This is a genomic window from Gemmatimonadota bacterium (genome assembly GCA_016719105.1).
Classification (GTDB): domain Bacteria; phylum Gemmatimonadota; class Gemmatimonadetes; order Gemmatimonadales; family Gemmatimonadaceae; genus SCN-70-22.
On the sequence record JADKAQ010000025.1, the window covers coordinates 72,397 to 87,611 of the forward strand.

11 protein-coding genes are annotated in these 15,215 nt (G+C 69.1%); 6 read left to right on the plus strand and 5 right to left on the minus strand.

What is annotated here, in order from left to right; all coding sequences use genetic code 11:
- Positions 1-92: 92 nt before the first annotated feature.
- Together IPN47_21855 and IPN47_21860 are read right to left on the minus strand one after the other, a co-directional pair.
- Positions 93-983, minus strand: a complete 891-nt coding sequence (locus IPN47_21855; protein MBK9410643.1) for a deoxyribonuclease IV — start codon at positions 981-983, stop codon at positions 93-95.
- Positions 984-1,162: 179 nt separating this feature from the next.
- Positions 1,163-3,775, minus strand: coding sequence for an Ig-like domain-containing protein (locus tag IPN47_21860; GenBank protein ID MBK9410644.1), 2,613 nt, complete (start codon positions 3,773-3,775; stop codon positions 1,163-1,165).
- Between the two features lie 255 nt (positions 3,776-4,030).
- On the opposite strand from IPN47_21860, the gene pruA reads away from it, so the two are divergent.
- The 3 genes from pruA to IPN47_21875 all read left to right on the plus strand — a co-directional run bounded on the left by pruA (position 4,031) and on the right by IPN47_21875 (position 7,317).
- Complete coding sequence (gene pruA, locus IPN47_21865; GenBank protein ID MBK9410645.1) at positions 4,031-5,689, plus strand: L-glutamate gamma-semialdehyde dehydrogenase; 1,659 nt, start codon at positions 4,031-4,033, stop codon at positions 5,687-5,689.
- Between the two features lie 214 nt (positions 5,690-5,903).
- Positions 5,904-6,821: a PhzF family phenazine biosynthesis protein gene (locus tag IPN47_21870; GenBank protein MBK9410646.1), complete on the plus strand. Its 918-nt coding sequence runs from the start codon at positions 5,904-5,906 to the stop codon at positions 6,819-6,821.
- A gap of 43 nt (positions 6,822-6,864) precedes the next feature.
- A complete protein-coding gene (locus IPN47_21875; GenBank protein ID MBK9410647.1) occupies positions 6,865-7,317 on the plus strand; it encodes a DUF2721 domain-containing protein in 453 nt (150 codons plus the stop codon).
- A 122-nt stretch (positions 7,318-7,439) separates the two neighbouring features.
- On the opposite strand, the gene IPN47_21880 is transcribed toward IPN47_21875, so the two are convergent.
- From IPN47_21880 to IPN47_21890, 3 genes are all read right to left on the minus strand, one after another.
- Entirely contained in the window at positions 7,440-7,886 is a 447-nt protein-coding gene (locus tag IPN47_21880; protein MBK9410648.1) for an MscL family protein, read from the minus strand.
- Positions 7,887-8,023: 137 nt separating this feature from the next.
- Positions 8,024-10,507, minus strand: coding sequence for a hypothetical protein (locus IPN47_21885; protein ID MBK9410649.1), 2,484 nt, complete (start codon positions 10,505-10,507; stop codon positions 8,024-8,026).
- A gap of 36 nt (positions 10,508-10,543) precedes the next feature.
- Positions 10,544-11,932 carry a hypothetical protein gene (locus IPN47_21890; GenBank protein MBK9410650.1) on the minus strand — a complete coding sequence of 463 codons (1,389 nt, stop codon included), beginning with the start codon at positions 11,930-11,932 and terminating at the stop codon, positions 10,544-10,546.
- Positions 11,933-12,128: 196 nt separating this feature from the next.
- Here IPN47_21890 and IPN47_21895 point away from each other — a divergent pair, with 196 nt between their 5' ends.
- From IPN47_21895 to IPN47_21905, 3 genes are read left to right on the plus strand one after another with little or no spacing between them, the layout of a single operon-like run.
- Positions 12,129-13,064 carry an ABC transporter ATP-binding protein gene (locus tag IPN47_21895; protein ID MBK9410651.1) on the plus strand — a complete coding sequence of 312 codons (936 nt, stop codon included), beginning with the start codon at positions 12,129-12,131 and terminating at the stop codon, positions 13,062-13,064.
- Between the two features lies 1 nt (position 13,065).
- Positions 13,066-14,178: an ABC transporter permease gene (locus IPN47_21900; protein ID MBK9410652.1), complete on the plus strand. Its 1,113-nt coding sequence runs from the start codon at positions 13,066-13,068 to the stop codon at positions 14,176-14,178.
- Positions 14,175-15,134, plus strand: coding sequence for an EamA family transporter (locus IPN47_21905; protein MBK9410653.1), 960 nt, complete (start codon positions 14,175-14,177; stop codon positions 15,132-15,134). Before IPN47_21900 ends, IPN47_21905 begins: the two co-directional genes overlap by 4 nt.
- Positions 15,135-15,215: the final 81 nt, after the last annotated feature.

Here is a 15,215-nt window from a genome sequence, read left to right on the forward strand (position 1 = left end):
CCGACGAAACATCCCACGGCGTTCCGCCGCGCCACCACGCGGCAAACCGGTGCCGCCGATGTTGCGCGTCGCGCCGGGCGCCCCGCGGTTCGTTAGGCGACCAGCGACTGCAGCAACGTGATCATCCGCACGTCGAACGGGTCGGCCGAGGCGTCGCCGTCGGCGATGTCCGGGTTGGCCTGCGGCGTCTCGAGGATGAGCGGAATCTCCTGCGTGCGCGGGTCCTGCAGGAGCCAACGGAACGGCTCGACCCCGATCTTCCCCTCCCCGATGAGGGCGTGTCGATCCTTGTTCGACGCGAAATCTCCCTCGGAGTCGTTGAGGTGCAGGAACGACGGCGCCTCGCCGATCACGTCGCAGAAACGATCGAGGAGCGCACGCGCCGCGTCAGGCCCCGACGTGAAGTCGTGCCCGCTGGCAAAGAGATGGCAGGTGTCGAGCCCGTAGCCGGCGCGCGCGCGCGACGCCGCCGGGACGCGCGCCAGCATCCCGGCAATCTCCTCCGGTGCGCGCCCCATGGTGCGCCCGGCCCCGGCCGTGTTCTCGATGAAGATCTTCGCGCCCTCGGGGACCTTCTCGAGCGCGAAACTCATCGCATCCCCCACACGCGCGATCGCCCCGGCGGGATCGCTCGTCCCCGCCGAGCCGGGGTGGAAACAGAAGCCGAGCACGCCGAGCGCGGTCGTGCGCTCGAGCTCCTTGGCGAGGCCGAGCTTGGCACGCTCGTACTTCTCCGGCTCCGGCGACGCGGTGTTGAGGACGTAGGCCGCGTGCACGATGCAGTGCCGCTTGTCGATGCCGGCCGCCGCCATCGCCTCGGTGAAACGCTGCGCCTTCTCCGGCTTGACGCTCGCCTTCTCGTTGTAGAACTGCGGCATCCCGCTAAAGATCTGCAGCGCCTTCATGCCGGCCGCGCCCGCACGCGCCGCCGCCATGTGGACGCCACCGGTGCCAATCGTGTGCGCTCCGAAGTAGTGGGTCATGCCGGGACGGGAGACGGGAGGGTGGCGTGCTGGGGAGGAGGGCGATGTCGCGCGGCAACAGCAGCGCACGAGCGTGCAAGTCTATTCGCACCGCGCGCACGGCGCACGCCCCGGCCCCAACGCAAGAGTGGCGCGCGGCATCGCCGCGCGCCACTCCCGCCTCCCGTCGCCCAGCCCTGCTACTTCACCCGCACCACCGCCATCCCGACGTTCGCCGGTGGTGTGCCGCCGGTGATGCCGCGAATCCCCAGGGCCTGCGGCGTCGTCTGCGTGCCCGAGATCTCCCAGGCCGCGAAGCCGCCCCCGGGAAGGGTGAAGACGTTGCTGATCGTCGACGGGAACGTCCCGAACGAGACCGCGCGCATGTTGATGGGCCACGGCTTCGGGAAGGCCGAGCTCCCGTCGCCGAAGCGCAGGCTCGCGCTCATGTTCGCGAAGATGTCGCGCGTGTTCCAGCTCTGCAGGCGCGCCCGCGGGTCGGTGATCGTCCCCGCCGGATAGTTGTCCGAGGCCGAGGCGAGGGAAAAATACCCCATCATCTCCGCCCACGTCTTCCCGGTGCGGTTCTGCAGGTTCGTGATGCCGCGATCGTTTTGCTGCTGCACCAGCGAGCGCAGGAAGGCCCCCTCGTCGGCGCCGCCGTAGGTGTCGGTCACCCAGCGGGCGAACGACCACGACGAGCCGTAGATGACGTTATCGCTGCTGTTGATGATCGACTTGGACTCGTTGGCGTTGTAGTGCCGGTACAGGAAGCCCATGTGGTGCCCGATCGCCTCGACGGGATCGGTGCAGCCGAAGCGCGAGTCGGGGGGACGCACGTAGTCGCAGATGATGCCGTCGCTCCACCGGATGTCGCTGCGCTGCGGCTTGTTGGAGTACAGCTTGCGCGCCCACAGCTCGGTCGCCTGCTGCGCCGTCGCCTCCTCCAGCCACCCTTCCTCGGCGAAGTTGGCGTCCCGGTCGATGCGCTCGGCGAACATCACGACATGCTTGAACTCGTGCAGGAGCGTGCCCCGCACGTAGTGGCGCCAGTCGACGAGCGACCAGTTCGAATTGCCGGTGGCGTTGGGATTGGGGACGAAGGCGTAGAAGTACTCGCCCTCGTTGCTGGGCAGGCAGGCGTTGTTCGGGTTGGGGTCCGACTGCGGCGCGAAGTCGCACGACGTCACGAAGCCGAGCAGCGACCCGCCGCTCCCGATCGTGTAGTCGTTGACCTTCTTGGAGAAGATGGCGATCACGCGCCCGTTGGCGTCGGTCTCGCCGTCGAGCACGAGCGGGTCGCCAAAGCTCGAGAGGTAGCCGAACATGTCCCGGTCGAACTCGGTCCCGATCGCCTGGTACTCGGCGTCCATCGTCCCCGCGAGCGGCGAGAGCGAGTCTTCCATGATGATGAGCTTGGGCCCCACGTACACCACGCGCACGCGCACCGAATCGAACGTGGTGTAAGTGCCGAACGTCTTCATCATGCGCTTCCAGAACTTGTCGCCGACGTTAGGCAGGTCGGCCACGGCGCTCGCCAGCGAGACGCCGGCGCGGCTGGCCGCGGCGCGCTCTCGGGCGCGCTTGGCCTGCATCGCGCTCCGCAGGTTAGGGTGCCGGTTGAGGAAGTCGAGGTTGGCCTTGAGCGCCGCGGCATGTCCCCTCGCGAAACTCTCATCGCGCGTGGGCGCGGGGAGCGCGACGGGCCCCATCACAGGGGCGGACGGCGCCGAGAGGGCGTACGTCCGGGCCGGCGCAAGGAGCGCCGACGTCGCCGAAGCGCGCGCCGCACCCACCAGCTGGAAGTTCACCGCCTGCGCCGCACTGGTCGCATGGTTGAAGGCCGTCACGACGTACGTACCACCGGTCGTGCTGAACTCGTTGCACCCCACCTCGCCCGCCCCCGTCAGCAGCATCGACTCGCCGACGGCGAGCTGTCGCGGCGTCGCCATGGCGAGGTTGGCGCTCCCCGAGGCCGAATCGCCGGCGACGGAAACGACGATCGGCACGGGGCCGTTCGGCGAGCATGGCAGGATGGTCGCCGCAGGCACAACGAAGCTGATGGAGGTCGTGGTGGCGGCGGTGACCGTCGCGCGCGCGCCGTTCACGAAGACGGCGTTGTTCGACAGATCGCCGGCGAAGTTGGTCCCCGTGATGGTGGCCGCGATCCCCGGGGTCCACGTGGCCGGCGAGACACCCGCGATGGTCGGTGCGTTGAGCGAGCGCACGAGCATCGGGACCGAGTCGGTCTTCCCTTCGCTCGTCGCGCGGATGTAGGTGCTCCCCGACGTCACGCCGGTCACGAGCCCCTGCTGCGTGACGCTGGCGATGGCCGGGAGCGCGCTCGACCAGGTGATGGTGCGGCCGGCGAGCGTGCGCCCGAGGGCATCGAGCGCCGTCGCGCTCAGCTGCGCCGTCCCACCCTGCCTAACGCTGGGCGTGCGATTGTCGATCGTGACGGTCGAGACCGGCACCGGGATCACGGTCACACCGAGGGTGCCGGTCACCCCTTCGGACGTCGCCGTGATCGTGGCCGCTCCCGGCGCCACGCCGGTCACGATCCCCGAGTTGTCGACGGAGGCGATGGCCGCCGCCGATGACGTCCAGGTTACAGCACGCCCGGTCAGCGGGTTCCCCTTGCCGTCCTTCGGGCTCGCTGAGAACTGGAGGGTCGCCCCTACCTCGACCTGATTGGCGAGCGACGAGACGTCGACGCGCGCCACCTTGGCCGGACCACCGGAATCACCACCACAGGCCGTGAGCAGGGCGACGACCGACACCACGGCCACGGCTGACCACCGAAATTCACGCATGCAACGCCTCGACAGGGGGAAAGACAGCGCTCACAACCTACCTGACACGTGGTGGGTCCCGCGATACCTACAGACCACCCTGTGACGCCCCCGTGTCCCGGACGCACCCCCCGGGACGACTCGTTGGCGCCTCATTTTGCCTCGGACTATCTTGCCCCCGCACGCGTTACGGCGCGCGTGTCCGACCGTGCCGCGGCGCACAAAATCTCTCCGCGGCAACCCCCTAAAGACCTTTCCACCGCCCACAAGGTTCCCATGACCGATTCCGTCCTGCGCCCCGGCGCAGTCGGCTTCAACGGCGTTCGGCGGATCCCGACCGTCGTCAACGAGCCCGTCCGTTCCTACGCGCCGGGCTCCCCTGAACGCGCGTCCCTCAAGCGGCGTCTCGAGTCGATGAGCGCCGAGCGGGTGGAGATTCCGGTGATGATCGGCGGGAAGGAGTTCCGCACGGGTGACGTGGGGCACGCGGTCATGCCGCACCAGCACGCGCACATCCTGGCCGACTACCACAAGGCGAACCCGGCGCAGGTCGACCTGGCCATCAAGGCGGCGGTCGACGCGCAGCGTGAGTGGTCACAGTGGAACTGGGAAGATCGCGCCGCGGTCTTCCTGCGCGCCGCCGACCTCCTGGCCGGCCCCTGGCGTGACACGATCAACGCCGCCACGATGCTCAACCAGTCCAAGACGGTCTACCAGTCGGAGATCGATGCCGCCTGCGAGCTGGCCGACTTCTGGCGCTTCAACTCGCAGTACGCGCAGGAGATCTACCACGAGCAGCCGATCTCGAGCGCGGGCGTGTGGAACATGAGCGACTATCGCGCGCTCGAAGGATTCGTGTACGCCATCTCGCCGTTCAACTTCACCGCGATCGGCGGCAACCTCGCCGGCTCGCCGGCGTTGATGGGGAACGGCGTCTTCTGGAAGCCCGCCGCGACGGCGGTGCTCTCCGGCTACTACATCATGAAGATCCTCGAGGAAGCCGGGCTCCCGCCGGGGGTGATCAACTTCGTCCCGGGCGACTCGCAGATGATCAGCGACAAGGTCCTGACGCATCGCGATCTCGCTGGCGTGCACTTCACGGGGAGCACCGGCGTCTTCAACTCGATGTGGAAGACGATCGGCGGCAACATGTCCAACTACCGCACGTATCCGCGCATCGTGGGCGAGACCGGCGGCAAGGACTTCATGATCATGCACCCCTCGGCCGACGCGCAGGCGTTCGCCGTCGGGCTCGTGCGCGGCGCCTTCGAGTACCAGGGGCAGAAGTGCTCGGCTGCGTCGCGCGCCTATGTGCCGCAGTCCCAGTGGGGCGCGGTGAAGGACGCGATGGTCGCGATGATCGCCGACATTCGCATGGGCGACACGCGCGACTTCCGCAACTTCATGGGCGCTGTCATCGACAAGAAGGCGTTCGACAAGATCTCAGGCTATCTCGCCGACGCCAAGCAGAACGCCAGGATCGTCGCCGGCGGCGGTGCGCGGGGCGAGGAAGGCTACTTCATCGAGCCCACGCTCATCGAGTCGCCCAAGGCCGACTACCGCACCATGTGCGAAGAGATCTTCGGCCCCGTGCTGAGCGTCTTCGTCTACGACGACAACAAGTGGCAGGAGACGCTGGAGACCGTCGACCGGACGTCGCCCTACGCCCTCACCGGCGCGGTCTTCTCCAACGATCGACAGGCGGTGCGCGAGGCGATGGTGACGCTGCGCAACGCGGCCGGCAACTTCTACATCAACGACAAGTGCACCGGCGCCGTCGTGGGGCAGCAGCCGTTTGGCGGCTCACGCGCCTCGGGGACCAACGACAAGGCCGGCTCGAAGCTCAACCTGCTGCGCTGGGTGAGCCCGCGCTCGATCAAGGAGACGTTCGTTCCGCCGACGGCGTATCAGTACCCGTTCATGGGCGACGCGTAGAACGCCTGAGGTCGGGAAGACGGGAAGACGGGAAGACGGGAAGACGGGAAGACGGGAAGACGAGAGGGCGAGAGGGCGCGCACGCGAGAGCGGCGCGCCCTCTCTGCGTTCACGGCGACGCGGGGAGGTCGTACATTCACAAACGCCGCCGCATCGTAGTTCATCTCGTCTTCTCGTCTTCTCGTCTTCCCGTCTTCCCGTCTTCCTTGGAACAATGCCCCTCCGCGAGTACACCTTCCACACCACGGACGTCTTCACGTCCACGCGCTTCGGCGGCAACCAGCTCGCCGTGCTCCCCGACGCGCGCGGGCTCACGACCGAGGAGATGCACGCCATCGCCCGCGAGTTCAACTACTCGGAATCGACCTTCGTCCTCCCGCCTGACGATGCCGCGCACACGCGGCGCGTGCGCATCTTCACCCCCGGGGGCGAGGTGCCCTTTGCGGGGCATCCGACGGTCGGGACGGCGTTGGTGCTGGCGGAACTGGGGGAGATCCCACTCACCGGCGACGAGACGGCGATCGTCTTCGAGGAAGGGGTTGGCCCCGTCCGCGTCAGCATTCGCGCGACCGACGGGGTGGCGACGTTCGCCGAGCTCTCGGTCGCGAAGTTGCCGGAGATCCTGCCGCCGGTCCCCGGCCCCGAGGTGCTCGCCCCGATGCTGTCGTTAGGTGAGTCCGACCTGGCGGGCGGGGCCTTCCACCCCCAGGCGGTGTCGTGCGGGCTCCCGTTCACCTTCGTCCCGCTGCGCACGCGCGACGCGGTCCGGCGCGCGCGCCTCAAGCTCGACCTGTGGGAGTCCGCGCTCTCGCGCACGCCGGCGCACATGGTCATGGTCTTCGCCATGGACGCCGAGGATCCCGCACACCAGGTGCGCGCGCGCATGTTCGCCCCTGGAGAATCGGTCCCCGAGGACCCGGCCACCGGATCGGCGTGCGCCGCGTTAGGCGGCTACCTCGGCCTGCGCGACGCGACGGTGAACGGGACATTGCGCTGGATCGTCGAGCAGGGCTACGAGATGGGGCGCCCGAGCCTGCTGCACGTCGCCTGCGACAAGCGCGACGGGACGATCGCCGCGGTGCGCGTGGGTGGGGCGGCGGTGCTGGTGTCGTCGGGAACGATCAGGCTGTAACGGCGCCGCCACCACGCGCGCCACTCTCTGTCACGGGGGATCCATGCAAGGCGAGCCGGTCGTCTCCGACATCGTCCACGTCATCCAGCTCGCCGTCGCACCGGTCTTTCTCCTGACCGGCGTGGCGACGTTGCTCAGCGTCCTCGCCAACCGCCTCGGGCGCATCATCGACCGGGGGCGACGGATGGAACACGAGTTCCACGCCGCCACCACGGGAGAGACACAGGAGCTGCGCGTCGAACTCGGCTTCCTCTCGCGGCGCGCCAAGATGGTGAACGTCGCCATCACGCTGGGGACGATGTCGGCGCTGCTCGTCTGCCTCGTGATCGCCGTGCTCTTCGTGGGTGCCTACTTCTCGTTCGACGTCCGCGGCGCCGTCGCCGCGCTCTTCGTCACGTGCACCTTCTGCCTCATCGGGTGCCTCGTCACCTTCCTGCGCGAGATCTTCCTCGCGGTCGGGAGCCTGCATTTCGGTCCCGGTCGGGAGCCGACGTGACGCGCTGATCGCGTCGCCGACTGGCCACGGCCATTGGGAGAAACAACGAGGGCGCGGCCACCGGCCGCGCCCTCGTCCCATCTGCAACTGCAGCTGCCCAGACGCTGCTCGTCGCGACGCGCCTACAGCTGCGACGTGCAGTGTGCGCAACGCGTGGCCGCCGCCGGGATCGTGCTCACGCAGAACGGGCACGACTTGGTGGGCGGCGCCGGCGGTGCCGGCGGCTCGGGCTTCATGAACAGCTTGCCGATCTGCCACGCGATGAACGAGATGATCGCGAAGTTGATGAAGACGCCGACGAAGTCGCCAACGCCGAACTTGATCGACCCCACATCCAGCGTGTACTTGCGCCAATCGCCATCCGGAAGCGCCGCCCCGATGATCGGCATCAGGAAGTCGTCGCTCATCGCCTTCACGAGGCCACCCGCGGCACCGCCCACGATCACGGCCAACGCCAGCCCCACGACATTCGCCTTCTCAAGGAACTTCTTGAAGTCCTCCCACATGGTGCACGTGCTCCGCCACTCGAGGTCGCCACCTAACGCGCCGAGGTGTTTGCGCGGGGGCAATGTGAGAAGTTTCTGAGAATTCGGCAAGGGTCGCGCGCACATGCGCGCGCGCCGACGCGCGATGCGGGCGATTCACCGTGCCAACATCCTTCGTGGCGCGCGCGTGAAGGCGCCTTTCTCGTTTTAGGATCCGGCGTCTAGAAGCGCGCCTCGACGTAGAGGTCCAGGCGCATCTGCTTGCGCGGATAGATGCCGCGCGCGAGGTCGAGTCGCACGAGGCCATCGAGCACCGACGCCCCGATTCCCGCCCCGCTGATCGGGCGCCCCGGATGCTGCCAGTCAGCGCGCCGGCCGGCCCATCCCAAGTCGCCGAACACCACGGGGCGCACCGCGCGCGCCGACAGCGCGAGCTCGCCCCGCGTGAGCCAGTAGGCCTCGCCACCCGTCACACCGCCAGCTGCACCGAGCTGTTGACCGCGCACGGTCTGCGCCCCGCCAAGGAAGAAGCCGCGCTGTGGCAACGGCGCGTTGGCACTCGTGCCACCGCCCACGGTGAGCGCCGCAGCCAGGCGTTCCCCCAACCCGCGGCTCACCGTCGCCTCACCCGCCACCCGCGCGTAGCCGCGCGACAGGCTCACGTCGACGCTGTCGAACGCCGCCCACCCGCCCTCGAGGCGCAGGTCGGAGAGCAGGCGCCACCCGCGTGGGTCGAGCCCCGCCGAGCGCTGGTCGCGCAGCGCAACGCCGGCGAGCGTCGCATCGACCGCCTGGATGTTCGGGGCGAACTCGCTCCCGCCGCCCAGGGCACGCGACAGGTTGAAGCGCGTCTCGTTGGCCACATCGGCATGACGCTCGACGAAGAGGCGCGTACTCGTCGCCCCACCGCGGTTGAGTCCGTTCGTCAGCTGCAAACCGGTGGTGCGGTAGTAGTACCCCTCGTCGCGCCCGTACAGCAGCGCCCCCAGCGACGCCCCGAACGAGAGCGGCGACCCCCAGTCATCGTTGGCCACCGCCAGCTTGTGATAGCCCGCCACGCGCCACGTGGTGCGCCCGTTGGTGCGCGCCACGCCGAGTTCGGCGTTCGGCACCAGGTCGGCCACGCCAAGGCGCGCCGTGGCGTCCCACGAGTAGCCGCGCCCCAGCTGCTGCGTCGCCGTCGCCCCCAGCGACAGCCCTTCCACGCGGTTGAAGCGTGTGTGGCCCAGGCCGTACGAAAGACGCACCGGCATCGGCGCCCACACCGGCTGCAACGAGAAGTCGAGTTCCTTCAGGAGCGCGTCGCGCTCTCCGGCGCCGAAGAGCTGCTCCCCCGGCTCGTAGATCGACGGCGGCAGCTCCTTCGCGGTGGCGAGCACCGTGCTGTCGCACGGAATGCGAACCGCCGTCACGAGCGAGTTCTCGTTGCGTGTCTCGACCCGCGTGTAGTAGCCCGTCCGGGCGCAGTCGTCGGTCCGCACCGTCGCCAGGCGCGCGCGGCGCGTCGAATCGGCTTCCACCAGCCTGGCGATCCGCTGCTTGCGCTGATCGGCCGTCAGCTCGCTCCACTTGAGCGAATCGCCGAAGAGGGAATCGCGCAGCTGGCGGCGCGTCATGAGCGCGGGAACGGTCGGCATGGAGTCGGTCCCGTTCACGCTCGCGTACTTGAACCCTTCCTCCATCTTGAACGGGATGCGCATGAACGACGCGCGCGCCCACCCTTCGGCATACTGTGCACGCGGCAGCCAGAAGCGCCCGCCGTACAACCCGTACTCGATCGTCACCGCCTCGAGCTGCGCCTGCATCGGCGTCATCATCCCCTTCACCCAACCGGGGGGCTCGTCATCCGGATCCGGCTTCTCGCCGCGCGCCTTGGCCTCCTGCTTCTCGCGCGCCACCTCGTCGTCGACGATCCCCCAGATGTCGAGCGGCGCCGCCAGCCGATAGGCCGCACGCACGAGCTGCCCGGTCGAGACATCGAACCAGAACGACCCCACCGAGAGCTTCCACTCGGGGCGCCTCGGCTCGATGCGCAACTCGCGCAGGCGAATGGCCCGGCCATCCGGGAGGGTGATGGTCAGCGAGTCGCCGGTGGCGTACCGATAGTACGCCTCGGCGCCTAACGCGATCGGATGGATCAACTCCCCCTCGTCCACCTCGGCGCGCGCCTGCCCTGAGCCGATCCAGAGTGCCTCGCGCCCCGGGTAGTACGGGATGGGCGTCGCCTCATCCATGTTCACCTCGCCCGCCTCCTGCTCGGCCGCGGGAAAGACCGAGCGCGCCCCCTTGAGGTCGACGTGTACGCCGCCGCCGCGCGACCAGCGCACGCGCGACGCGTTCTCGGTCCGGAACAGGAGCCGGTCGCGCCCCATGGCACGGAACCCCATCCCCACCGAGAGACGCTGATACGCGCTCGCGTCGTAGTTGAGCAGCGCCGAGTCCTGGCGCAGTCGTGCCTCACGCGCCTGCAGGAGCAACGTCCGCGCGTCGTTGTCGAGAAAGGCCGACCGCTCGAGCTCGGGGGTCAGCGCAATACGCCGGGGAGCCCGCTTTTCCCGGTCGAGGCGCCGCTCCAGCGCCTCGTACCGGATCGAGTCGCGTCGCGCCTGAAGTCGCACACTGTCGGCCTTCGCCTTCTCGCTGGGTGCGCCCATGCGCACGGTGACTTCCTGAAAGGCGAGGGCGAGCGTGAGAACGGCCAGCATGTGCAACACTCCGTGTCAGAAGAACCGTGCGAACTTCTACGACGCCTGGCCCGGAAGGTTTCGTGCGGAGTCGCCCGTCGTCGGCCCGGCCGGCGGCCGCCGGGGGGGGCGATCGACCCCCTTTCGCGACGCGACCGGTGTCGAGCCGCTGTGCTGACGCAGGAGAGTGAGTCTGGCGAGGAAGGCCGCCTGGGTGCGCGCCTCCTCACGCTCCGCGCTCGCGACGACGGCCATGACGAGCGCCACGAAGAGCGGGAGCGCCGCCATCGGCGGGCTCCAGGGGAAGGGCCGCTCGTCGCTCCCACGACTGGCCTCCAGTCGGTCGACGAGCGCCGGGAACCGGGTCTGCGTCCAGACCGTCGCGAGGATGACGAGGATCCCGAAGCCAGCAAGGAGGATCGGGAACGAGAGATAGTCGCGGAAGACGTCCTCGGCGAGGAACCCCAGGTAGCCCAGGATGCCGAGGACCCCAACGAGCAGGAGCGTGCGACGACGCACGTAGAGCGAGAGCGCGACCAGCCCGAGCGAGAGCAACGGGAGGAGGTGCTGCCAGGGGGAGTCGTCGGCGCGAACCCAGATCATGAGGTACGCGATGGCGGTGGTGATGAGCCCCGTCACCCAGAAGGCGTTGGCCACGTCGCCCACGGAAGGCCCCACGGTCGAGCCGTCAGCCGCAACCCGCGCACGTCGGGGCGCACGGCGTTGCCACCGCTCCACGCGCTCGGCGACGAACAGGATGAACAAGCCTCCGCTCAGCATCATCCACCGTTCGAAGCCCAACGGTCCATCGTAGCCGCGCACGAGCTGGCTCAGGTGCAACCAGCTCCCCCAGAGCGCGACGGCGAGCGGCCACGTGACGGTGACGATCGGCCGTTGCCGCAGGACGACGAGCGCGGCGAGCATCGTCACCCCCTCGAGCACGAGCCACTGCCACCCCATCCACACGGTGTCGCGCAACAGCGGGTCGCGGCTCACGACGTCCGGCCAGCGCCCAGCGAGGGAGAGGAATGGCCACGCCACGAGCGGGGCCAGCGCGACCACGAGCATGGTGGCGACGTCGGCCGCGAGCGAAAAGCCGCTACGGCGCAGTCCGCGCGCGGCCAGGACGAGCACCGCGACATAGCCGAGCGCCACACCGAGCACCCCCCAAGGGCCGAGACGCGCCCAGCGATCAAGGAGGAACCAGCCGCAGGCGAAGACGACCAGCAGGGCGCCGACCGCGTATGCGACGGTCACGACCGACAGCGCGGATGCACGGGGGCGCGCCTCGTCGCCGACCGACGTGGCACGCGGTTCCGTGACGGACGGGGCGAGCGCGGCGAGCCGATCACGCTGCTGCGGCGTGATGATTCCGTCCTCGACGCCCCGAGCAAGCAGGCGGAGCACCTCGGCGTCAGGACGCGTCGACTCTGGAGGGACAGTCATCCCGGATAACAATGGCGTGCGCGCCACGCGAGATGCGTCGGCGCTGTCGTCACCTCCGTGCAATCTGCGCTACTGCATCATGCGCGGGAATCCACCGAGCCCCGCCGAGGCGACAGGCGGCCGGGGGTGTCCCGACTTCTTGTCTTCTCGTCATCCGATCTTCTGCCCCTGACGACGGGAGCCTAAACTCCCCTGTATGCCCCCCTCCCCCCTCGCGCTCGACGTCCGGGCGCTGCAGAAGCGTTATGGCGACGTGGTCGCCGTCAACGGACTCGACCTGCAGGTCCGCGCGGGCGAGTGCTTCGGCCTCCTGGGCCCCAACGGCGCCGGCAAGACGACGACCATCGAGATCTGCGAGGGGCTCCTCGAGCCCGATGGCGGCGACGTGGTCGTGCTGGGCCAGCGCTGGCAGACCGACGAGCACGCACTGCGCCAACGGCTCGGCGTTCAGCTGCAAGAATCGCAATTCGCCGACAAGCTCACGGTCGCCGAGACCGTGCGCCTCTTTCGTTCGTTCTACGCCAACGGGCCGACGGTCGAGGCGATCATCGAGCGGGTACAGCTCGAGGAGAAGCGCGATGCGCGGGTGAGCGCCCTTTCGGGGGGGCAGAAGCAGCGCCTGTCGGTGGCCTGCGCCCTGGCCGGCGATCCCGACCTCGTCTTCCTCGATGAACCGACCACGGGGCTCGATCCGCAGTCGCGTCGCCAGCTCTGGGAGCTCGTCGAGCACCTGCGCGCCGGCGGCACGACCATCATGCTCACCACGCACTACATGGACGAAGCCGAACGCCTGTGCGACCGCATCGCCATCGTCGACCGCGGGCAGGTGATCGCCCTCGGCACGCCACGCGAACTGATTCGGTCGTTAGGCGCCGAGCAGGTGGTGGAATGCGCCGTGGGCGACGGCGAGACGCTCCCCGCCGACGAGGTGGCCGCCCTCCCGGGGGTGATCCGCGCCCGCAGCGACGGCGCGCTCCACACGCTGCAGGTCACCGCGGCCCACGAGACGATCCCGGCGCTCCTCGCCCTCATCGCCCGGCGCGCCCTCACGCTCACGGAGCTCCGCACCCACTCGCCGACGCTCGAGGACGTCTTCGTCTCGCTCACCGGGCGCCACCTCAGGGAGGCATGAGATGAGTGCGACTCTCCCCCCGCCCGAGGCGACGGGCCACCGCCCTGCACGCCGCGCGCCGGCCACGCCGGACCGCCCCCTCTCGCCGCTGGTGCAACTCACGCTCGCCCGCTTCCGGGAGTTCGTGCGCGAACCCGAGGCGGTCTTCTGGACCTTCGTCTTCCCGATCCTGATGGCGTCGGGGCTTGGGATCGCCTTCCGCTCGCGTCCCGCCGAAGTGGCCAAGGTCGCCGTGCTCGCGACGGCTCCGGGCGCCGACTCGCTCCGCACGGCGCTCGCCCGCGATTCGTCGCTGGCCGTCGAAGTCCTCGACGACACGGCGGCTACCACGGCGCTCCGCATCGGACGCATCGCCCTCCTCATCGTCCCGCAGGACGGCGCCAATGCCGAGTACCGCTACGACGACGCGCGCACCGAGGCGCGGACCGCACGACTGCTCGTCGATCGCGCCCTGCAGCGCGCCGCCGGGCGACGCGATCCGGTCGCCGTGCGCGAGACGCTGGTGAGCGAGCCTGGCTCGCGCTACATCGATTTTGTCCTGCCGGGGCTCCTGGCGATGAACCTGATGGGCGGCGGCATCTGGGGACTCGGCTTCGGCATCGTCGACGCGCGACGCAAGAAGCTCCTCAAGCGCTTCCTCGCCACCCCCATGTCGCGCGCCGAGTACTTGCTGTCGTTCCTCCTCATGCGCCTGGTGATGATGGTCGTCGAGGTGGCGGTCGTCGCGGCCTTTGGCTCGCTCGTCTTCCAGGTGCCGATGCGCGGCTCGCTCTTCGTCTTCACCGCCATCTGCACACTCGGCACGTTGACCTTCGGGGCGCTTGGCCTGCTCATCGCCTCGCGAGCGCGTACGCTCGAGGGGGCGTCGGGGCTCATGAACTTCGTGATGCTCCCCATGTGGGTCGGCTCCGGCGTCTTCTTCGCCGCCACCAACTTCCCCGACGCGGTGCAACCGCTCGTGCAGGCACTGCCGCTCACCGCAGCCGTCGATGCCATGCGCGTCAACATGCTCCAGGGCGGGGGCTTCGCCGCCGTCGGCGGTGAACTGGCCATTCTCGCGGCGTGGCTCGTCGCCTGTTTCGCGGTCGCGCTCAAGATCTTCCGGTGGCGATGACCGGCGCCCCCCGCTCGAAAGTCATCGCCGCCTTCGCCGCCGTCTACCTGCTCTGGGGCTCCACGTACCTGTTCATCAAGTACGCGGTGGCCTTCATTCCACCGTTAGGGATGGCCGGGGCCCGTTTTCTCATCGCCGGCGTCCTGCTGTACGCGTACGGCCGCTGGCGCGGCGCCGAGCGGCCGCGCGCCCTGCATTGGCGCTCCGCGGGACTGGTCGGCGTGATGCTGATGACGTCGAACGCCGGGGTCGCCTGGTCGGAGCGCCGCATCCCCTCGGGCGTGGCGTCGCTCCTCGTCGCCATCACCCCGTGCTGGATGGTGCTCTTCGATTGGCTGGGTCACCGCGAACGACGGCCGAACGCGGGGGTCATCCTTGGCCTGCTGGCCGGGCTCGCCGGCGTTGCGATCCTCATCGGTCCGGGTGACCTCATGGGCGGCGGCGGCGGGATCGATCCCGCTGGGGCGCTGTCGATCATTGGAGGAACGGCGGTGTGGGCCGCCGGCTCCCTCTACGCTCGCAAGGCGCCGCGCCCCACGTCACCGCAACTGCTGAGCGGGATGCAGATGATCTGTGGTGGCGGCGCGCTCACGGTCGTGTCGGCGCTCACGGGACAGTGGGACGGATACTCGATCGCCGAGACGCCAGCGATCGCTTGGTGGTCATTCCTCTACCTGTTGACCTTCGGCTCGCTCATCGCTTTCTCGGCGTACATGTACCTGCTCACCGTCTCCACCCCTGCGCGTGTCTCGACGTACGCGTACGTGAATCCGGTCGTCGCCGTGCTGCTGGGCTGGGCATTCGCCGGCGAGGTGCTGACACCGCGCATGATGGTGGCCTCCGCCGTGATCGTGGGCGCGGTGGCCTTGATCGTGAGCTTCGGGGCATCGGGACCGCCGCAGCAAGCGGCGCTCAAGACGGATGAGTTTCCCGTCGCGTCGACCGACGCCGCATAGCGCATGCAGTCACTCGCTCGTGTAGATTGGTCGATGTGACTGTGCTGGGCCGAGACCGTTCGGCAACCGTTGGACGCACCT